Origin of the sequence: Paenibacillus barengoltzii NBRC 101215 (assembly GCF_004000745.1) — a bacterium.
Taxonomy (GTDB): domain Bacteria; phylum Bacillota; class Bacilli; order Paenibacillales; family Paenibacillaceae; genus Fontibacillus; species Fontibacillus barengoltzii.
Genome location: NZ_BILV01000042.1, coordinates 1 through 19902 on the forward strand (window position 1 = coordinate 1; position 19902 = coordinate 19902).

Here is a 19902-nt window from a genome sequence, read left to right on the forward strand (position 1 = left end):
GTTATCGTCTTATCGGCGACAACTCTTATATTATATCAAGTAATTCGTTCGAATGCAAGAACTTTTTTCGACTGTCCGGTTCATGCATCGTCGTAATTACCTCGTCGCTGTGAGCGACTTTTATAATATATCAAACCTCTCAAACAAATACAAATGAAATACTTGGAAATTGCCCCCTGCACTCGAGAATCTACTATTATATAAATATATAAAAAAAGAAAACCTGCAATCCTCAAAGGGACTGCAGGCTTGAGAGGCCGTTAGCTCATCCTTAACCCTGGCTGCCAAGGAAAATGTAACGGAGAATGATCAGAACGAACAATACCCACATTAACCAGTGGATGTCGTATTTCTTTTTGCCAATCAGATTGGCCGCGAAGGCCAGCACCACATAGAACACGACACCAAACGAAATCCCGTTCGCAATATTGTAGGTGAACGGCATCATCGTTACCGTCAAGAACGCAGGGATAGCGATAACCATATCGGAGAAGTCGATCTCTTTGATCGATTGCACCATCAGAACACCAACGATGATCAAGGCTGCAGCCGTTGCAGCACCAGGGATCAAAGCGGCGATCGGAGCCAAGAACAAGGCCGCCAAGAAGCAAACCCCCGTCGTGAGGGCAGTCAACCCTGTACGTCCACCTTCTGCTACGCCAGCTGCACTTTCAACATAAGCCGTCGTCGTGGAAGTCCCCAGCAATGCACCGCCAGTAACAGCCGCTGCGTCAACCAGCATGGCTTTGCCGACGCGTTTTTTGCCTTCTTCTGGATCCTTCATGATTCCTGCACGAGAAGCTGTACCTACCAAAGTACCAAATGTATCAAACAATTCTACGAAAGTGAAAGTCGCAATCGCGGAAATAATACCTGTATGCAAAATACCGTCCCAGTCAAAGCGTGCAAAGTTAATTTGCGTGAAATCTGGAACCCAAGGCGTTTGCGGATTGGACAAAGTACCGAAGTCCACTACCCCCATCAGCAAAGCGATAACCGTCGTTCCCAGGATCCCCAGCAAAATCGCGCCGCGAACGTTCAGCACCATCAAAACCCCGATCAGCAACAAACCAATCAAAGTAAGCTGTACGTCCGTGTTCTCCAGACTGCCTAAATGAATGACCGTTTCAAAGGAAAGTACATCGGTGAACGTATTCGCCGGAATATCGCTGCCAGCTTCAACGCCGATGGTCATCAGCCCGCTGTTTTTCAGACCGATAATCGTAATGAACAACCCGATCCCGACCGTAATTGCATGCTTCAACGAATCTGGAACGGCATCCAGCAGCATTTGACGAACTTTCGTTAAAGTCAACAGGATGAAGATCAACCCGGAAATGAATACAGCCGTTAAGCCCATTTCCCAAGTAAACGGATGATCCGTTGTCGCAGATGACAGAATGACGGACGCAAAATACGCGTTCAGACCCATCCCCGGCGCAAGCGCTACAGGAAAGTTAATGAAAAGGCCCATGGCAATCGTGAAAATCCCTGCGGACAGCGCCGTTGCCAAGAATACGGAGTACCAACCCATTTCGATCTGGCCAAACGCCGTCAACGTGTTCGGGTTCACCGTAAGGATGTAGGCCATCGCCATAAACGTGGTCAGGCCCGCCATAATTTCCGTACGTACCGTCGTACCGTTCTGTTTCAGTTTAAAAAACCGATCCATGATAAAATTACTCCCCCTTAAAAATTGACAATCCTGGTTCAAACAACTGGCATCACAGCACCACTTTGCCTGCATTCCCTTCGGAAAACGACAAAAAGCCCGAGGCGACATCCCTCGGGTTACCGTACATCCAGAAGAAACGATCGTTCGGATCAGTCAACAGCCCTAGGCTTTCGTTCAAAGCAAGCTTTCGCAGCAGGAGCATTCATCCGAGCAACATCCCCGAACTTTCCCCAACTCGCTCCAACGATACGTTCGTTTCTTCCTTTCGTAGCCAGATCATTTACGGTGACCTCGTAGAGACTTCCGGGCCAATTCCCGGAATTATACGAAAAGAACTATGCGGTTTTGTCGATATCCAGACAAGCCATGTCAGCAAGGCTTATTACATGATTTATTCTAGGCGGAGGGTCCTAAAATGTCAACAGAAAAAACGAATATTCGATTCAATTCGTGATATTATTGTTCGTAATTTGAATTATTCGTGAAAATTTACACTGATTTCAAAGTAATCAAGAGACCCAAAGCAACAGATACAACAATAAATTAACTAAAAATGCTCTCCTTTATTTGCCTGAACCGGCATCCAAAGGAGAGCATTTGAGAATTTGATAACCTATTCCCATTCAATCGTGGCCGGCGGCTTCGACGTAATGTCGTACACGACACGGTTCACGTTCTCGACTTCGTTGACGATCCGTACAGAGATCTTCTCCAGCACGTCCCACGGGATACGCGCCCAGTCGGCGGTCATGCCGTCGATGGACGTCACCGCGCGGATACCTACGGTGTAGGAGTAAGTACGAGCGTCGCCCATGACCCCTACGCTGCGCATGTTCGGCAATGCCGTAAAGTATTGCCAAATCTCGCGATCCAGCCCCGCCTTGGCAATTTCTTCGCGCAGGATGTAATCGGAATCCCGAACGATTTGCAATTTCTCTTCCGTCACTTCGCCCAAGACGCGAATCGCAAGTCCCGGTCCCGGGAACGGTTGTCTCCACACGATTTCCCGCGGCAGCCCTAATTCTTCGCCAACCTTGCGCACTTCGTCTTTGAACAACGTTTTCAGCGGTTCAATCAGCTTGAACTTCATATCTTCCGGCAGCCCGCCCACGTTATGGTGGGACTTAATCGTTTGAGCCGTTGCCGTGCCGCTCTCGACAATGTCGGTATACAACGTCCCCTGCGCCAGGTAAGTAAAGTCATCGAACTTCGCCGACTCTTCGTCGAACACGTAAATAAACTCGTTACCGATGATTTTGCGCTTCTGTTCCGGATCATCCACGCCGGCCAGCTTCGAGAGGAAACGCTCGCGCGCATCAATCTTGACAACCTTCATATCGAATTTGCCCACGAAGGTCTCCATGACGCTCTCCGCTTCGCCTTTGCGCAGCAGACCGTGATCGATGAACATACAGGTTAACTGATCACCAATTGCTTTATGAATCAGCATAGCCACCACTGAGGAGTCTACACCGCCGCTCAACGCACAAAGCACTTTGCCGTCGCCGACTTGAGTGCGAATATCACGTACCGCGTCTTCAATAAACGTCTCCATGCTCCAGTTGCCTTCGCAGCCGCAGATGTCATAAAGGAAATTGCGGATCATTTCATTCCCATGTACAGAATGCCGCACTTCAGGATGGAATTGCACACCGTACATCTTCCGGTCCGGATTGGCAAATCCGGCGATCGGCGCATGCTCTGTTGATGCATCAACCACGAAGCCGTCCGGAAGCTGGGTCACATGGTCCCCGTGGCTCATCCATACGGTCTGCTTCGAATCCAGACCGCGAGTTAGGGCCGAATGTTCGGCAAAATCCACGTCCGCTTTGCCGTACTCGCGTTTTGCCGCCCGTTCAACCTTACCGCCAAGCTGGTGAGCCATCAACTGCATCCCATAACAGATGCCGAAGATCGGCACACCGATGTCGTACACGGCCGGGTCAATGTGTGGGGCATCCTCCGCATAAACGCTGGATGGACCCCCCGAAAATACGATGCCTTTCGGCGCGATTTCCCGCAGGCGTTCAACCGGCGTATTATACGGCAGCAATTCGCTGTATACGCCTAAGTCGCGGATTCTTCTTGCGATTAACTGATTGTATTGTCCTCCGAAGTCAAGGACCACAATCATTTCATTTGGCTTATTCATGACCGAGCCTCCCTCAAATTATGACACCTATTATACGAAACGACAAAAGAGGTCGTCAAGGAAGCCCAAACGCCAATTTCAGCCTCGGCGAGAGGCCAACTTCCGGCATTGTTCAAGGAATTTCACGCTTTCCTGTCGATCCGGTCGCAAGCCTCCGTAGTAGATCTTTTCCCAGGTCCGTACGAACTGCTCCGCACACTCCGATTGTGCCTGATCTTCGCTGAACGCGCCCTGAATATATTCCCGGGCTGTCATGGACGCGGGCTTGGGACCATGCAGCAATGCCAACTCGCGCCAAACCCGATCCGCTGAAGCAAGCAACTCGCGGCGTCCAGGAAACGTGCTCCCTGGCCGCAATCGTCCGAAGGCAAGCAGCAGTAAGTATCCGCGCAGCCTCAGTTCTCGTGCGAACAGTAAGGCGAAACCAGCAGTTAAAGCCAAAACGGTCCAATCAAACGGGCGCAGCCGCGGGGTCATACGGGTAAGTTTTTCGTAAGCCAATTCAGTAAGTCTCGGTTGCAGGTGCTTAGCCACTTCAACAGCTTTGGCTAACCACGGAAAAGCCGCTACCGTATCTGCTTCACCTAATCTATAATCCGCTAAGGTGCTGACGCTCAAGGCGATGGACTCGCCAAACCCTGGCGTCGGATCAAAGGCAATCCAACCCGTTTCGGGAAAATAAACCTCGACCCACGAATGCGCATCCGCATAGGCTACGGTATATCGGTGCATCTCTGCCGAGCTGGAGCCTGTACCGCTTGCTAGTGAAACGGCCTCCCCCCTGCTCCCCGTTCCTCCGGAAGTCGAAGCTGCAGACGGCGCAGGGTCCCCGGGCGCGAAGCCTTTGACCCAACGAGCCGGAATTCCGCCGCTGCGCAGCAGAATGACCATCGCCGTCGAGAAGTGATCGCAATAACCGATGCGGTCGACGAACAGGAAGTGGTCAACGAAATCGGCCCCTTCCGGCGGCTGCCGGGAATCCAAGCTGTAAGTATAGCGATGCTCTAAGTAGCTCTCGACCGCAGCGGCCGCATCATAGCGGTTGCTCTCTCCGGCGACAAGCCGCTCGCCCAGCTTCCGCACCCGCTCCGGCAGTGCATCCGGCAGCTGCAGAAAGCGGTCACGGACCTCTGCCGGGTCCGACCCCTCTTCTTGGCGCAGCTTGTCTGCAGACGCTGTTGACACCGCCGACGTCAGCTCATAGCTGTAAATGCGCTCCGAGGGAGCCGCATAGTCGACGATCAAGGCATCGGCCCAAGCGTCGAACCTAGGTTCAATCTCCACCGGTTCTTCCCCGTCACCAGCGATGATCCGTTCCGCCTGGACCGGAAGCCCGCCGGACAGCAAGGCGACCCTTCCCGTTAACGGGGCTTCAAACGTCACCGTTTGGCGGATCAGCTTGCGCCCGGTGTCGATCTGGGCTGCGGCTGGGATGGCCGCGTCTTCAGCCGCCTCGCCCGTCACACCGCCCGTACGCTCCGCCCCGGCGATCACCGGCGCGCTATCCCCGACCGGCTGAATCCAGCCCCGGCCGGTGTACACGCTTTTGCTCTCGCCGCGCCAGTACGTATTGTACGGGGACAACGCCGTAAAATATGGATCAAGGCGCAGGCGCAGCGGCCCGCCCAGCTTGGAGTCGTCCCGACCGTAGCCGGAGACGTTGACCGCCGCGGCCCGGCCCGCCGTGGCAGGCAACTCGGCTCCGCTCCACTCCGACAAGCTGCGGGCGACCTGCTCCCACGAGATCGCCCGCACCGGCTGCAGCGGCAGCAGCGAGCTGAGCAGCGCTGCGCCCGCCACGCAGGCGAGTACGACGACCCCGCCGGCGAGTCTCCCGGCTCCCCGGCTCGGTCCAGACTCGCCGCGATGGAACGCCGCCGCTTGCAGCGCGAGGCCCAAAGCTGCCGAGCGGATGACGCCCAAATACAGCTCTAGGCCAACGGCCGCCTCCAGCGCGAGCAAGTAAATCACCGTGGCGCTCAAGAACAGCAAAATACTTTGGCGCGATAATGCCAGCATTTGTACGGAAACAACCAGCAACGTCCAACCGATCAACAGGAGCAAAGCCCGCGTCTCCATACTGATGGAGAACAGCCGCCCCGTATCCCAAAACACCTCCAAATCCGAAGAGACCGTATGGGCGTAGTCGATAAACCAGCCAATCCCTTCCCCTCTTCCGAACAGATACAACATGGCACCGGCGATAAGCAGCGGCGGAACCGGTGCATACAGAACAGACGGCAGCCGCAGGCAGCCAATGAGCAGTAAAGCACCAGTGAGAACGAAAAACAGCGGAAGCAGCTCCGTCTGCCTTTCAGGAATCATCGCGTGCAGCGGATACAACCATTCCCCAAATAAAGCAAACAACAACAGCGTGATTAAGATTCGCAGGCCGATGGAAGGCGCTGAATGTCCGCTGCGTCGGGAGGATGTCATCGGTGCCGACAGACCGCTGGTAGGGATCACTGACGCTTTAGGCGCTGACATGCTTGATCGCCCCTTTCCGTGGAGTTTTCGTCCGATACAGCGTCAGATCCAGCACCGTGACGCCCCTCTCCCGCAGTCGGGCAACCAGCCGCCCCAGATCCGATCCGCCAAGTCCGCCGGCACACCAAACTTCCGTGGCCACGCCCAGCTCAGCCAAATGCAGCACATCGCCCGCTAATTCAGGCGTCAGCTTGCCGGTGATGACGGTGAGGCTTTGCCCTTGGGAGAACACCTCGGACCAATCCCGGCGCAGTATTTCACCCGCAGACAAACCGTTCCCCAAGCGGAGGCCGGCAAGCTGCTCCAGACCGCTCATCAAGCCATCGCGACCGTTCACCTGGCAAGCGCCGTCCATCCCGCCATGGCTGAACCGAAGCTCATCGGCCCCAGAATCGCCGCCTGCTTCGCGCGTTAGCCACGTTGCGGCTGCCGACACCGCCAGCTCGAAGCCGGCGGAGGAAGCATAATCGCCGTCACGTGTGCTCAGCAGCAAATAACGCGGCATCACCCCCTGCTCTTCGGGAATGCGGGAGAGCAACTCCCCTTTTTTCGCCGAGTATTTCCAGTGGATTCGCCGCAACGGGTCCCCTTCAACATAAGGTCTTAACCGGCCCGGAGCTGGAGAGGATGCGACCAACTGAGGCTGCCATGCTCCGCCGCCCTCTTGCTCCGCCCGTACCTCTGCCTTCGGGGGATTTCCTGCCAGCGGCAACGGATGAACGACCATCACCTCTGGGGAGGCCGCAAGTCGGCTCCGCTTGAACCAGCCAAACGGATCGCCCCAGGTCAGCTTGACGGACGCTTGCTTATAGACGCCCCGGGGTAAGCCCTGAATCGTATAAGTCATCCGGTAGTACCGGCGAAATCCGGTAAAAAACAAACTACCGCCCCGGCTCCCCGGGCGGTTCTTCCCATTTTCTGAACCCACGGTGTCACCTGCAAGTTGGTCCTCGATCTGCAGCCAAACCGGCGGCAGACCTCCCTCACAGCGGACCGATAACGTGACCGTGACCGGTTCGCCGGCAACCGGATAGACCGGTTGCCAAGCGCGCTCCACCTTAAAGCGCTTTGGGCCAAACGCTTGGACCAAGATGCCCTGCAGCATCATGAATCCGACCAGCAGCAGCAAGAATAAAGACGACACCCCGCCGCGCCAAGCATACCAACCTCCCAAAGCGCCGGCGAAGGCGACGGCGATCAGCCACGCCCATCCTGCGTGCTTCATGATGAAGCCCCCGCTCTCCGTGCAAAAATCGGCACATCCACCTTAGACAACACCTCTGATAACGCCTGCTCGCCGCTGACTCCGTCAAGCTTCGCTTCCGTTCGCAACACGATCCGGTGCGTGAGCACAGCGGGCGCGACCGCCTTGACATCGTCCGGCGTGACGAAGGAGCGTCCTCGGTAATACGCCATCGCCTGCGCCGCCCCCATCCAAGCGAGCGTTGCGCGCGGGCTGAAGCCCAGTGCGATTTGCGGATGCCGCCGGGAGACGTCCGCAGCGCCAACCATATAGCGCTTGATGACGTCGTCCACAAATACGCTGCGCACCTGACGCTGCATCAGGGCAATTTCCTCCGGTAACAGCACCGGCTTCAGATCGGCAAGATCAGGCGGATCTTGCATTCTCCCGAGTAAATCCACCTCCTGCTCCGGATTCGGGTACCCGAGCGTCAGCCGCATCAGAAAGCGATCCAACTGCGCCTCCGGCAAGCGATAGGTTCCTTCGTATTCCAGCGGATTTTGCGTCGCCAGCAGCAAGAACGGCTTCGGCAAAGCCCGCGTCTCTCCGTCAATCGTCACTTTCCGTTCTTCCATCGCTTCCAGTAAGGCCGACTGGGTTCGCGGCGCTGCCCGATTGATCTCATCGGCCAATACAACATGGGCGAACACCGGCCCTGGCCGAAACTCAAACTGACCGCTCTGCGCATGGTATACCGTTACGCCGGTGACATCGGACGGCAGCAGGTCCGACGTGAACTGAATGCGGCCAAACGTCCCGCCGATGCAGGCAGCTAACGTACGGACCAGCATCGTTTTCCCCACTCCGGGTACATCCTCCAGCAAAATATGACCGCCGCTCAGCATCGCCACTACCGCGAGCTCGATCTCCGCTTTTTTTCCAACGATCACCCGATCCACCTTGTGGACGAGCCGCTCCAGCAACGTCTGCGCTTGATCGTGATTCATCCTGACTTCCCCTCCATTTCTAAAAACCATGGCCGTAATCTATCAACCAGTATCTCCAGAAACTAGTGGAAATAGACATGGAAGAAAGGGAGAGAAAGTTAAGCGTTTGTCCCAAAAATCTATCAAAACAACTAGATTGCCGAGACCCGTCGCTCCCCAGCAGTTGAAACAACTCCGACAATCGGATGACCTAATGCCTCCAAGAGCGGACGCAGCGGAATCCATAACGCCTGAGCCTTGCGCTCAAACGTCACTTCCCATTCCACATTGGTTCCGTCTTGGCGTACAGCCGTCAGCACCCCGCGCCGGGTATCTGCCACCATGTAGGCGTCCCCCCAGTTGATGAAGGCGCTTTGCGTAGCCTCGCTCCAATAGACTTCTGCCCCTAACCGCTCCATCATTAAACGGACAGGTGCCACATACTGACCATCACGCAACTCGTATTCCCCGGGCTCAAGGCGCGTTTGCAACCCGCCAGCCTCCACGGTAAGCGGCAGCTCCGGTTCAAACAAAGCCGCATTCGGAACGACGTTGGACGCGATCCATTCGGCGGAAGGCGCGGGACGGTTCTTTTTCTTGCTTATGGAAGGGTCCAGCGAAAATTGTACGGGCTGTTGCTCCGCAGATAAGGTGCCAAACTCGTAACCTAGTTTTTTATAGTAATGAATAATTTCCGGCAGCGCCTTAACCGTCTGTTCATGACCTCCTCCGTCATGCATCAACACAATGATTTGATCCTGCAGCTTCGTGTTCTTGACGTTGGCTATAATCTCGCTGGCCGGAACGCCTCTACGCTTGGAATCCCCGCTGTCTACATTCCAGTCAAACACTTTATACCCGCCCTGCTCCATCAGGTTGAAATACGTCTTGTCAAAATGACCATATGTCCCGCCCGGCGCGCGTACCAGCGGTGTACGTGTTCCCGTAATCTCCCGCAGCACCTCTTCCGTCGCCTTGACCTGCTTCCAGAAATGGCCGAAGCTGTCGTACAATGCGTCATAATCATGGTTATACGTATGATTCCCGAGGACATGGCCGTCGTCTACGATGCGTCGGATCACCTCCGGGTAGCGCTTGGCTTGCTGCCCCAATACGAAGAAGGTCGCGGGCACCTCCTCTTCCCGCAATATCTCCAGCACTTGATCTGTATGCGGGCTTGGCCCGTCGTCAAATGTTAAATAAACCGTTTTGCCTTGCTTGTCTTTGTTGTTCGCTTGCGGCGTTTCAGACTTCTTCGCCTGAGATGCCGCCAAAGCCGCCGATGCGCCAGCCGAGCCAACGGCCGACGTATGGACAGGTTGCACCTTCTCAGCGGCAGGTGCAGCGAGATTTACTGTATGCGTCGCGGATTCCCCCGCGGCTTGTTCTTTCATCGCCAGGGCTTTGACTTCAGGCATGCCCTTGTGCTGGAAGCCAAGCGGCGTGCAGATTGCCGCAATCAGTACTACCGTAAGCAGTAGCAAACGTACCAGCATTTGTCCGGATAACTTTTTGGGTTGTTTCATCGACCTTCTACCTCCGCACTAGGATCAATTTCTTTTCTATGAATCCTTTAGCTTTCTGGTAGATTGTATGAAGGTAGAGATGAAGATAGACGTCATTCGAGAAAATATTGCCGAACCCCCGCCGGCGCAGATATAATATGTTGCAAAACTATCCAAAGGAAGGTGTAATTGCAACATGAAGAGTTCAAAATCTAAATTCATTGCCGGCTTCGTTGCAGGCTCCCTTCTATTCGGAGCAACAGGAGTTTATGCCGGCAGCAGCGGAAAGCTGATCGAAGTGTTTTACAACGTCAAAGGGATTACCGTCAACAAAACAGCTCAAAAGTTGAGTGAGGATAACAAACCGTTCCTCTATAACGGGACGACATACGTACCTCTTCGGTTTGTTGCTGAAGCGCTGAAGCTCCCGGTGAAATGGGACGCCTCCACGCAAACCGTATACATAGGCGAGACAGAGGGGAAAACGGATATTTATCCAGAACGCGATATCCAGCATTCGAATGCGCAGACCGCATACTGGAGCAGATATGAATACGCATACAATGCGAATGAACCGATTGAAGATAACTTGGGGAACACGTATACCAGCTTCCTGCGCTTTGAGTTCCCTAGAAATGATAACGGCTCAGACAGTCGCTGGGTCCATATTCAATTTCCGCTTAACGGACAAGCCAAGAAGGTGGTCGGCAAAGTGGGGTTGACCGGAAAATATAGAGATTCTGGGGCTTCGGTGACGCTGCGGATCCTGGTCGATGATCGTGAAGCCTACTCAGAAACTTTCAAACCGGGAGACTTCCCTAAGGATTTAGCGCTTGACGTCGCTCATGCAGCGAAAGTCGAGTTCCGTGCAACAGCCGATGAGGAGAATATCGAACTGGGCCTTTTTGATCTACATTTTGAAAAATAAGTAAAGTTAAACGCCTCATCCCACTTTAACGTTAGGATGAGGCGTTTTGATCAACTCTCTGGCGAAGACACCTATTTTATTGGCCGGCTTCTCGCAGTGCCTCCAACACTTGTTCCGCGTGCCCTTTGACTCGAACCCCGCGCCATTCACGGAGCAGCTTCCCCTCCTCGTCGATGAGGAACGTCGAACGGACGATGCCTTCGTATTCGCGGCCGTACATTTTTTTCAGCTGCCATACGCCAAACATTCGGCACACCTCATGAGACTCGTCCGATAAGAGCGGGAAATTCAGCCCTTGCTTCCCGGCGAACCTGGCGTGAGATTTCACCGAATCCCCGCTGATGCCCAGCACCACCGCCCCATATTCACCGTACACCTCAGCAAGATCACGAAAATCGCAAGCCTCCTGAGTACAAGCCGGGGTAGCATCTTTGGGATAAAAATAAAGAACGACCTTCCGGCCGCGAAATTGCGATAACGAGATTTCCTCCCCGCTGTCGGCGGGCAGTCGAAAATCCGGAACAGGCTGACCGATTTGCACTTGTTGCGTTTGTTTCGACATGCTCCTTCCTCCTCTGGCCTCTCCAACCCTGAAATTGATTGTATTTACAAAAGAAATTATAATGGAAAGACATGTAGTATATCTATAATAGAAACCGAATTTATCGCATGCCTTGAAAGGAACGAACCCAATGACGAAACGCACAAAACGGGCGATTCTCTGGTCTGTGATCGGAGTGGTTGTCGCTCTCGCCGGCTTTGCAGCCTACTATTTTACGGCCCTCTATAACCAAGTCGACAATTTTCAAAAAGAAGGAGAGCAATCTCCTTTCTATAACGTGCAACCAACCGAAACGAAAGTGCCGGAACCACCCAAATGGGAAGGCAAGGATCGCGTCAACATCTTGCTGATGGGCGTCGATGCGCGCGGTTTGAAGAAAGGGGAAATTCCTCGTTCCGACACCATGCTGGTCGCTTCCCTGGACCCTGTGAGCAAGAAGGCCTACCTCTTCTCGATTTTGCGCGACACATACACGCAGATTCCAGAGCACGGTTCCGATCGGATCAACACGGCGATTACGCACGGACCGAATACAGCGATGCAAGCCGTCTCCGATCTGCTGGGCATCCCGATACAATATTATGTGTATACCGACTTTCAAGGATTCATTGAGTTGGTGGATGCGGTCGGCGGGGTTGATTTCTATGTGGAAAAAGATATGCACTACACCAGCAAGGCGGATAATCATGAATACGACATCGATCTGAAAAAAGGACAGCAGCACTTAGATGGCAAAACGGCGCTGCAATACGTCCGCTTCCGGCACGACGCTCTGTCTGACTACACCCGGACCGAGCGGCAGCGCAATTTCCTGAAGGCGGTGGCGGATAAGCTGAAGTCGACGACTTCCATTATGAAGCTGCCTTCGATTCTGGAGAAAATCAATCCTTACATCGACACGAACTTGTCGGTTCAGGATATGTGGAAGCTGGCTACTGTCGGGTATGACGCAGAAATGGTCGCCAGCGAGCAGATTCCGCCGATGGAACTGCTGGTGGAGAAAACCGTTGGCGGCTCGTCCGTCCTTGGCGTTCGCAGCGAGGAGGATTTAAAGCAATACGTGCAGGATGTATTTAATAAAGCGGAGGAAAGCGGGACGGACAGTGGCAACGATGCTGACGGTGCCGAGAATAACAGTGACAGCAGTGGCAGCTCAGGCCGTACTGGGGCGAACGCCGGCAGCAGCAGCCGGAACCTGGAGGCGGCCAGCCCTTGAGGCTGAGAGCCTTTTGGGGCGGAGGGCCCTAAGCCTGAGGTTAGCGAAGTCCTTGCCTGCTTAGGCGGCGGGCGGGAGTCCGTGAGATCGGAGGGCGTCTCTCGAGGCAGGCTCGGCCCTGTGGCCAGGCCTTAATCGAGAGGCGGCCTCCTCTCTTTTGGCACGAGTATCTGCCATTGGGGCCGCAAGTAACTGTATTTAGTTGCACCACTCCTGTCCTTTGGGGGCACTAGTAACTGCCTTGGATGGTACTACTGCTGTCTTTTGGTGGCGACAGTAACTGCCTTTGCTGGCCCCCCCACTCTTACTGCCTAGTTCGGCATTACGAACTGCCTTTTTTTGATCGCTGCCTACCGTGAATCCGCGCTATTGGGCCTGTCAGCTGTAAAAGTGCTTTTCATATTGCCCAAAATCGCTCTTTTTCAGCATTCAAATGTAAAAATGCAGTTCATTTCTGCTGAAAGGTCGCTTTTGAGGGCATATCGTGATGTCTGAGATGTACTTTTGCAGTTGATCGCGCGTAAGAGTCGGTTTTTCGGACAAATCAAATGTACTTTTGCAGTTAAATCGTAAGCTGGCTGGCACAATAACGAGTTCATTCCAGTAATTCAATTCAGAAAGGAAGTTTATTGAGATGAATCGATCACAATCCGAACGATTGTATGAAGAAGCGTTGCAACATATTGTAGGCGGCGTCAACAGCCCCTCCCGTTCCTTTAAGGCGGTTGGCGGCGGGGCGCCTGTTTTTATGAAAAAAGCGGAGGGCGCGTATTTCTGGGACGTGGACGGCAATCGCTACGTCGATTATTTGGCGGCTTACGGGCCGATCATTACCGGACATGCCCACCCGCATGTGACGAAGGCCATTCAAGAAGCTGCCGCGAACGGCACATTGTACGGGACTCCAACCGAGCTCGAGATCCGCTTGGCTCGCATGCTGAAAGAAGCGATTCCTTCGATGGACAAGGTGCGCTTCGTGAACTCCGGTACGGAAGCGGTCATGACGACGATCCGCGTCGCGCGCGCGTATACGAAGCGCAACAAAATCATCAAATTTGCCGGGTGCTACCACGGCCATTCTGATCTCGTGCTCGTGGCCGCCGGGTCCGGCCCGTCCACGCTGGGCATCCCGGACAGCGCCGGCATCCCGACCAGCATCGCGCACGAGGTGATCACCGTGCCGTTTAACGATGCTTCGGCGCTGAAAGATGCGCTCGACAAGTGGGGCGACGACGTCGCCGCCGTCATGGTCGAGCCGATCGTCGGGAACTTCGGCATGGTGATGCCGAAGCCCGGGTTCTTGGAAGAGCTCTGCCGGCTCGCACGGCAGTACGGCGCCCTCGTCATTTACGACGAGGTTATTACGGCCTTCCGCTTCCATTACGGCTCGGCGCAAACCTACGCCGGCCTCTCCAACCACGAAGCGATCCGGCCGGACCTCACCGCCCTCGGCAAAATCATCGGCGGCGGGCTGCCGATCGGCGCGTACGGCGGCAGCAAAGAGATCATGGAGCAGGTAGCACCGTTGGGTCCGGCCTATCAGGCCGGAACGATGGCGGGCAACCCTGCTTCCATCTCCGCCGGCATCGCCTGCCTTGAGGTGTTGCAAGGCGCCGGGGTCTACGAAGAGATGGACCGCCTCGCCGTAAAGCTGACCGACGGGCTGGCTGACTCGGCCCGCCGCCATGGGGTGCCGCTGACCATCAACCGGATCCGCGGCTCGTTCTCAACGCATTTCTGTGACCATCCGGTCACGAACTATGCGGAGGCGCAAGACACCGACGGCGAAGCGTTCGCTGCCTTCTTCCGCGCCATGCTAAACCGCGGGGTCAACCTCGCCCCGTCGAAGTTCGAGGCTTGGTTCCTGACGACGGCGCACACGGAAGCCGACATCGACTTTACGCTGGAAGCCGCCGAAGCGGCGTTTAAGGAAATCGCCCGCTAACCAATCCAGTCTGCCTGGTTCGTTTGTGAACCGGCAGACTTTTTTTGATGGCAAGAGATCGTGTTTTCGTCCCATTTACGATTCCCTGCGGACGTTCTATACTACAAGAAGCCTATCAACCAAAGGATGTCGTGCCCATGCTGCAAACGCTGAACCGACAACTGAACAAAATGATGCCCCTCATTACGCCTACCAGCATATTGATTGGCGTCCTTTGCGGGAGTAACCTGGCTCCTTATACGTATCTGTCTCCATGGCTGTTTGCCTTCATGACCTTTGCCGGGAGCATTAGTCTCAGCTTCAAAGATTTCCTGAACGTGCTCAAAAAACCGCTCCCCTTGGTACTCTGCCTGTTCATCCTCCACCTGGCGATGCCGCTGGCGGCGATGGGAATGGGGCATTTGGCGTTCCCCGGGGATTTTTATACGATAACCGGCTTTATTCTCGCCGCAGCAATTCCAACCGGAGTCAGCAGCTTTGTCTGGGTCAGCATCTACAAGGGCAACATTGCCTTGACGCTGTCGATCATCCTGATCGATACACTGCTGGCTCCCTTTGTCGTTCCCGGCATTCTGGCGTTGCTGGTGGGCACCAGCGTTCGGCTTGATGCTGTGGCGATGATGACCAGCCTGTTCTGGATGATTGTTGTCCCGTCGCTGGTGGGCATGCTGCTGAACCAGTGGACCCAAGGCAAAGTGATCACCACCTGGGGGCCTTGGTTGAACCCGTTTTCGAAGCTTGCCATGGCTTCGGTCGTGGCGATTAACGGCGCGGTGGTCTCCCCTTACCTGACCGATTTCAGCCCGCGGTTGCTGGGGCTCGCCGCCATCATCGTCCTGCTCGCGGCTATCGGCTACGCGCTGGGCTTTGGCTTGTCCCGGCTGATCGGCCTGAACGAAGCCGACAAAGTCGCGCTCGTCTTCAACGGCGGCATGCGCAACATCAGTGCCGGCGCTGTGCTGGCTGTCACCTACTTTCCCGCTCCGGTGGCTGTGCCGGTCGTGCTGGGCATGGTGTTCCAGCAGGTGATGGCCTCCCTCGTCGGCCTTGTACTCGGACGGCAAGCCCGCGCGCATCAGCCAACGGACAAAACAGCAACGTCGGCATGATTTAGGGCTCGGGAGGACGCACCGCCCTCCCCTCTCCCGTACGCGTCCCCGCGCCAGCGCTGTCCTTTCTCGCGCTTCCTCTCGCGAAAACGCCTCCGCGCCTCCCCCCTTCGCACCATCCTTTCCACCTCCCGTCCCTTCTAACGGAACCAGATGACCTTATTCGCTCATTTCCCGGCTATTTCCCATCCTAACGGAACCAAATGCCGCTATTTGGACAAAATCCGTGCTGAACTCCACGCCCAACCGTAAATAACGTCTCTCCGTTCCGTTAGATTTCAAACCGCGCCGAAAATCGCAAAATAACGTCTCTCTGTTCCGTTAGCGGGCCAGGACAACAAGGTCCGTGACGTTGACCCTTGAGCTAGGCCAGGACAAGGTGCCATGACCTTGACGCTCCAACTAGACCAGACAAAGGCGCTGACATAGACGCGCGCATTCGTACTGGCGTTGACACCGATGTTATTGCCAACATGAAGCTAATAGGGTTGGCGCTGTTGACTGGGCTAACAGCGAAGTTGACCTACACCAATCGCCATCGCCCCACTAGCATCGTCGCCAGCATGACTAGCCCTAGAGTTGGCTGGCATTCCCCCTAGCATAGGGGCAGCGAATACTTCAACAAGACAGCGCCCCCCAACACCCCCCAACGCAAAAAGATCTCCCCGGTCCAAACTGAACCAGGGAGGCCTTATACAACCCATTATTGCGCTTGAATTTTGTCAAAGAAATTCTCTTGCACGTACTTCGCGGCGACGTCCAGCTGCTGCTTGGAGTCGGTGCCCTTCTTCGAGAACGACTCCTGAACGACGTTGGACATCGTGGCGTAGTAGTCCTGCGTGCCGAACTGCGCTTCCGGCTTGCCTTCGAGCAAGGTGAAGAGCTGCGGATCGTATTTGTATACGTTGTCGTATTTATCGTAAATGGCTTTCACTTTGCTGGCATACCCGGAATCATCACTGAAATATTCCAGCGGCGTCGGCACATAATACTTGCCTTCCGCTTTGCGGGCTTGGATCGTGTCCTCCACAGCTTTCAGGGCATCGTCGGTGAAGTAATCAAACGTAATATACCGGAACGCCATTTCTTGTTCGTCTTTCGTCGCATTCGGGTTGATAACAAGGTAGTTGCCGCCGAGCACCCCGTAATGCTTGCCGCCTTTCTCGGCTGCTGGCATCGGATAAGCGACCACATCCTCCGGCTTCATGCCGCCTTCATTCAGCGCGGCTTGAATGACGTCAAATGCACCGGCGATCACCATCGCTGTCCGTCCTTGTTGGAAGGAGCTGACGGCATCGCCCCAGCCCAGCGCCCAGTCTTGCGGGATCGCGTTGGCTTCCCATCTCAGCTTCTTGTAGAAATCCAGCGCCTTCACCCCGGCCTCGGAGTTGAACACGGCGGTAACTTTGCCGTTTTCGTTCTTTTGAATGTCGCCGCCGGCTTCAAACAAGAAGTTGGTCCAGTTCCAGCCGGCTTCGTTCCCTTTCCCCATCGGAGCGATGCCCGAAATCCCTTTCTTCGGATCAGCAACCCCTTTGGCGACATTGTACATATCGTCCCAAGTCCAATCGAACGGAGGAGCGGCGACGCCCTTTTCGTCCAACAGCTTCTTATTCACTACTGTCGAAGTGACGTAACCGTTTTGGGTGATCCCGTACACTCGGCCGTCTACGATAAATTGATTTTGCAGCACCGGGTTAATTTCGTCCTTATACTCCCAGTTGTTCCACAGATCAGTGATGTCAGCAACCCAGCCGCGTTCCACCAGGAATTGAGCTTCTGTGGCCCACGTATTGTAAAAGGTTGGCGCTTCGTTGGAAGCCATTTTTACGCCAATCTCATTGACGCTGTATTGCCAGTCGTCCTTCACGATTGTGACGTTAGGATACTTGGCTTGGAAGCGGGCGATTTTATCGTCCTCCTGTTGGCGAAGCGTCGTTTCGTCCGGCAACGGGTAGTGGATCTTGATCGTGACCTTGCGCTGCGTGATATCATCGGCTTCCCCCGATGAAGCATCCGCATTGCCTCCTCCGTTATTGCTCGTAGCTGCCGTGTTTCCGCCGCTGTTACCGCCGTTATTTTGGGCTTCCTTGTTCCCGCCTCCGCCGCAGGCCGCGAGCAGCGAACCAAGCAGCATCAGACACATCAACACCGCTGAAAACTTGCGCATTGAAACTCCCCTTTTCATAAGTTAGGTAATCTTGCATTTTTATCATAAAAGAGAAACATTTAGCATTCGATGTGTGATCTTATGACTTTCGTGTGCAGGCCTACGATTTTGTAACCGTTACCACTAGCCCTTAACCGCAGACAGGCTCACACTGCGCATGATAAACTTCTGGAAACCCAGGAACACGAAGATCGGCGGAATCATCACCATAAACAAAATGCTGAACTTCACACTGCTATCCATGTTCCGCGCGTTAATGACATATTTGTAGATCGCGGTGGCCAGCGTGTATTTGTCTTCCGTGTGCATCACCAGCGATGGCCAGAACCAATCATTCCACGCCGTAGAGAAAATAAAAATCGCCAACGTCGCGAAGATCGGCACGGACAGCGGCACCGCAATCCGCAAGTAACTGGTCCACTCCGAAGCTCCGTCAATCCGGGCCGCTTCGAAGATTTCCGGGTGGATGCCGTCGAAGAAATTTTTCATCAGCAGAAAATAATACGCATTCGCTCCCGCCGGCAGCCAGAACGCCCAATAGGTGTTCAGCAGCCCCAGCTCCTTCAGGTTCACGAAGTTCGGGATCATATAGCTCGACGCCGGGATGAACAACGTCAGCAGAATAAAAAAGTAGATCGCCCGGCTATATGGCACGCGAATCCGCGAAATGCTGAACGAAGCGAGACCCAGCACCAGAATGGTCATCAGCAGGTTGCCGCCGAAGATGAGCAGCGTATTTTTCAAAAACATCGGCAGATCGATATAATTCCAAGCTTTCGGGAAATTGTCCCAATGCCATTCCTTCGGGAAGAATCGCGGCGGAAACGAGTTAACCTCCTGGTTACTCTTCAATCCGTTGAACATCGTCATCGCGATCGGATACAACATCGTAAACGTCATCACCGCAATGCACAAGCACATCAATCCGTAGACCACTTTATTCAGCGGCTTCTGCAGATCGGAGGGCGACAGGATGCCTCTTTCTTTCATATCAGTACTCCTCCTTGTTCAGCTTGTATTGCAACACGCCCAGCACGCTTAGCACGATGAACATCAGAACCCCAAGCGCAGTCCCGGCCCCATAATCGAGCTGGGTAAAGGCGTATTTGACGGTCAGGAGGGCATAGGTTAACGTGGCCTTGTTTGGCCCGCCGTCCAGCAATGCTAGCTGCGATTGGTACGCCTGAGATGTGCCGATCAGCTGCAAAATCAACATCAGCACGATCAGGTTCCGCATCGACGGCAGCGTGATGTATTTGATCCGGGCCCAGACGCCGGCTCCATCGATTTCCGCCGCTTCGTACCAATCCCGCGGAATGCTCAGCACCCCAGCCAGGTAAATCAGCATCGCTGAACCAAACTGCTGCCACGTCTCCATAAAGACGATCGAAACCATCGACCACCTGCCGTCGGAAATAAAGGACACCGGATCGGCCCCAAACCATCCGAGCAAGGCGTTGATTGGTCCCACCGGATCGTACATCCAGCGCCACATCCCATACAGGACAACGCCCGGTACGACGAACGGCAGGTAAGCGGCGATCCGCGCAAATCCTTGGAACCAGCGCAGCTCGGAAATCGCGATTGACGCTGCGATCGGCACCCAGAAGCCGATAACCAAACAGAGGAGCATATAATACAAGGTGTTGCGAACCGACAACAGCACGTCTGGGTTATGAAACACCTTTACGTAATTGTCGAATCCGACAAATGTGTTGCCTTTGACGAAATCGATATTGTAGAAGCTGTAAACCATCCCTTTGATGATCGGGACCCACAAGAACACGATAAAGATGGCAATCGCCGGTACCAGAAAAAGATACCCCCACATGTACTGCTTCCAGTTCGATCCCCGCCGCGGCTTCTGCGAAGCGGAGGTGGATGCTTTAACCGTGTTCTGCTGCATGTTCCCCGGTGAAATCACGGGTTCCCCCATCGTTCTCCCTCTTTTCTACGTAGTGTCTTTTTTCATTGTAGAAAAGCA

Annotated in this window: 15 protein-coding genes and 1 riboswitch; of the genes, 4 read left to right on the top strand and 11 right to left on the bottom strand. The window is 54.6% G+C overall.

Annotated elements, in window-relative coordinates:
* Positions 1–271: 271 nt before the first annotated feature.
* The 7 genes from PBA01S_RS12840 to PBA01S_RS12865 all read right to left on the bottom strand — a co-directional run bounded on the left by PBA01S_RS12840 (position 272) and on the right by PBA01S_RS12865 (position 10009).
* Positions 272–1672: an NCS2 family permease gene (locus tag PBA01S_RS12840; protein WP_016313507.1), complete on the bottom strand. Its 1401-nt coding sequence runs from the start codon at positions 1670–1672 to the stop codon at positions 272–274.
* A gap of 52 nt (positions 1673–1724) precedes the next feature.
* Positions 1725–1877 carry a hypothetical protein gene (locus tag PBA01S_RS22790; RefSeq protein ID WP_157268850.1) on the bottom strand — a complete coding sequence of 51 codons (153 nt, stop codon included), beginning with the start codon at positions 1875–1877 and terminating at the stop codon, positions 1725–1727.
* 46 nt (positions 1878–1923) lie between these two features.
* Positions 1924–2024: riboswitch (purine riboswitch) on the bottom strand.
* 264 nt (positions 2025–2288) lie between these two features.
* Entirely contained in the window at positions 2289–3827 is a 1539-nt protein-coding gene (guaA, locus tag PBA01S_RS12845) for a glutamine-hydrolyzing GMP synthase (protein WP_009226961.1), read from the bottom strand.
* 78 nt (positions 3828–3905) lie between these two features.
* Positions 3906–6314, bottom strand: a complete 2409-nt coding sequence (locus PBA01S_RS12850) for a DUF4129 domain-containing transglutaminase family protein (RefSeq protein WP_127576118.1) — start codon at positions 6312–6314, stop codon at positions 3906–3908.
* Positions 6301–7539 (bottom strand): DUF58 domain-containing protein, encoded by a 1239-nt coding sequence (locus PBA01S_RS12855; protein WP_127576119.1) that lies wholly within the window; start codon positions 7537–7539, stop codon positions 6301–6303. Before PBA01S_RS12855 ends, PBA01S_RS12850 begins: the two co-directional genes overlap by 14 nt.
* A complete protein-coding gene (locus tag PBA01S_RS12860; protein ID WP_028540068.1) occupies positions 7536–8504 on the bottom strand; it encodes an AAA family ATPase in 969 nt (322 codons plus the stop codon). The genes PBA01S_RS12855 and PBA01S_RS12860 overlap by 4 nt, the downstream gene beginning before the upstream one ends.
* 131 nt (positions 8505–8635) lie before the next feature.
* Positions 8636–10009 (bottom strand): polysaccharide deacetylase family protein, encoded by a 1374-nt coding sequence (locus PBA01S_RS12865; protein ID WP_127576120.1) that lies wholly within the window; start codon positions 10007–10009, stop codon positions 8636–8638.
* Between the two features lie 175 nt (positions 10010–10184).
* Between PBA01S_RS12865 and PBA01S_RS12870 the strand changes: the two genes are divergently transcribed.
* A complete protein-coding gene (locus PBA01S_RS12870) occupies positions 10185–10916 on the top strand; it encodes a stalk domain-containing protein (RefSeq protein ID WP_127576121.1) in 732 nt (243 codons plus the stop codon).
* A 76-nt stretch (positions 10917–10992) separates the two neighbouring features.
* Here the strand turns inward: PBA01S_RS12870 and bcp are convergent, their stop codons facing one another.
* On the bottom strand, positions 10993–11478 hold the full coding sequence (gene bcp / locus PBA01S_RS12875; protein ID WP_009226955.1) for a thioredoxin-dependent thiol peroxidase: 486 nt from the start codon (positions 11476–11478) through the stop codon (positions 10993–10995).
* A 130-nt stretch (positions 11479–11608) separates the two neighbouring features.
* Here bcp and PBA01S_RS12880 point away from each other — a divergent pair, with 130 nt between their 5' ends.
* The 3 genes from PBA01S_RS12880 (at position 11609) to PBA01S_RS12890 (ending at position 15748) form a co-directional block, all read left to right on the top strand.
* On the top strand, positions 11609–12694 hold the full coding sequence (locus PBA01S_RS12880) for an LCP family protein (RefSeq protein WP_009226954.1): 1086 nt from the start codon (positions 11609–11611) through the stop codon (positions 12692–12694).
* Between the two features lie 634 nt (positions 12695–13328).
* Positions 13329–14639, top strand: coding sequence for a glutamate-1-semialdehyde 2,1-aminomutase (locus PBA01S_RS12885; RefSeq protein WP_304363571.1), 1311 nt, complete (start codon positions 13329–13331; stop codon positions 14637–14639).
* Between the two features lie 137 nt (positions 14640–14776).
* Positions 14777–15748: a bile acid:sodium symporter family protein gene (locus PBA01S_RS12890; RefSeq protein WP_127576123.1), complete on the top strand. Its 972-nt coding sequence runs from the start codon at positions 14777–14779 to the stop codon at positions 15746–15748.
* Between the two features lie 703 nt (positions 15749–16451).
* Here PBA01S_RS12890 and PBA01S_RS12895 read toward each other — a convergent pair.
* The 3 genes from PBA01S_RS12895 to PBA01S_RS12905 form a co-directional block, all read right to left on the bottom strand.
* Positions 16452–17918, bottom strand: a complete 1467-nt coding sequence (locus PBA01S_RS12895) for an ABC transporter substrate-binding protein (protein ID WP_127576124.1) — start codon at positions 17916–17918, stop codon at positions 16452–16454.
* A gap of 123 nt (positions 17919–18041) precedes the next feature.
* The gene (locus PBA01S_RS12900) at positions 18042–18908 is read right to left on the bottom strand and encodes a carbohydrate ABC transporter permease (RefSeq protein ID WP_016313521.1); all 867 of its coding nucleotides are present in this window, start codon (positions 18906–18908) and stop codon (positions 18042–18044) included.
* 1 nt (position 18909) lies between these two features.
* On the bottom strand, positions 18910–19854 hold the full coding sequence (locus tag PBA01S_RS12905; RefSeq protein WP_016313522.1) for a carbohydrate ABC transporter permease: 945 nt from the start codon (positions 19852–19854) through the stop codon (positions 18910–18912).
* Between the last annotated feature and the right edge of the window lie 48 nt (positions 19855–19902).

Excerpts from the sequence above, each read along its gene's own strand:
- PBA01S_RS12840 (WP_016313507.1), bottom strand. The coding sequence starts at position 1,672 with ATGGATCGGTTTTTTAAACTGAAACAGAACGGTACGACGGTACGTACG.
- PBA01S_RS22790 (WP_157268850.1), bottom strand. The coding sequence starts at position 1,877 with ATGCTCCTGCTGCGAAAGCTTGCTTTGAACGAAAGCCTAGGGCTGTTG.
- guaA (WP_009226961.1), bottom strand. The coding sequence starts at position 3,827 with ATGAATAAGCCAAATGAAATGATTGTGGTCCTTGACTTCGGAGGACAA.
- PBA01S_RS12850 (WP_127576118.1), bottom strand. The coding sequence starts at position 6,314 with ATGTCAGCGCCTAAAGCGTCAGTGATCCCTACCAGCGGTCTGTCGGCA.
- PBA01S_RS12855 (WP_127576119.1), bottom strand. The coding sequence starts at position 7,539 with ATGAAGCACGCAGGATGGGCGTGGCTGATCGCCGTCGCCTTCGCCGGC.
- PBA01S_RS12860 (WP_028540068.1), bottom strand. The coding sequence starts at position 8,504 with ATGAATCACGATCAAGCGCAGACGTTGCTGGAGCGGCTCGTCCACAAG.
- PBA01S_RS12865 (WP_127576120.1), bottom strand. The coding sequence starts at position 10,009 with ATGAAACAACCCAAAAAGTTATCCGGACAAATGCTGGTACGTTTGCTA.
- PBA01S_RS12870 (WP_127576121.1), top strand. The coding sequence starts at position 10,185 with ATGAAGAGTTCAAAATCTAAATTCATTGCCGGCTTCGTTGCAGGCTCC.
- bcp (WP_009226955.1), bottom strand. The coding sequence starts at position 11,478 with ATGTCGAAACAAACGCAACAAGTGCAAATCGGTCAGCCTGTTCCGGAT.
- PBA01S_RS12880 (WP_009226954.1), top strand. The coding sequence starts at position 11,609 with ATGACGAAACGCACAAAACGGGCGATTCTCTGGTCTGTGATCGGAGTG.
- PBA01S_RS12885 (WP_304363571.1), top strand. The coding sequence starts at position 13,329 with ATGAATCGATCACAATCCGAACGATTGTATGAAGAAGCGTTGCAACAT.
- PBA01S_RS12890 (WP_127576123.1), top strand. The coding sequence starts at position 14,777 with ATGCTGCAAACGCTGAACCGACAACTGAACAAAATGATGCCCCTCATT.
- PBA01S_RS12895 (WP_127576124.1), bottom strand. The coding sequence starts at position 17,918 with ATGCGCAAGTTTTCAGCGGTGTTGATGTGTCTGATGCTGCTTGGTTCG.
- PBA01S_RS12900 (WP_016313521.1), bottom strand. The coding sequence starts at position 18,908 with ATGAAAGAAAGAGGCATCCTGTCGCCCTCCGATCTGCAGAAGCCGCTG.
- PBA01S_RS12905 (WP_016313522.1), bottom strand. The coding sequence starts at position 19,854 with ATGGGGGAACCCGTGATTTCACCGGGGAACATGCAGCAGAACACGGTT.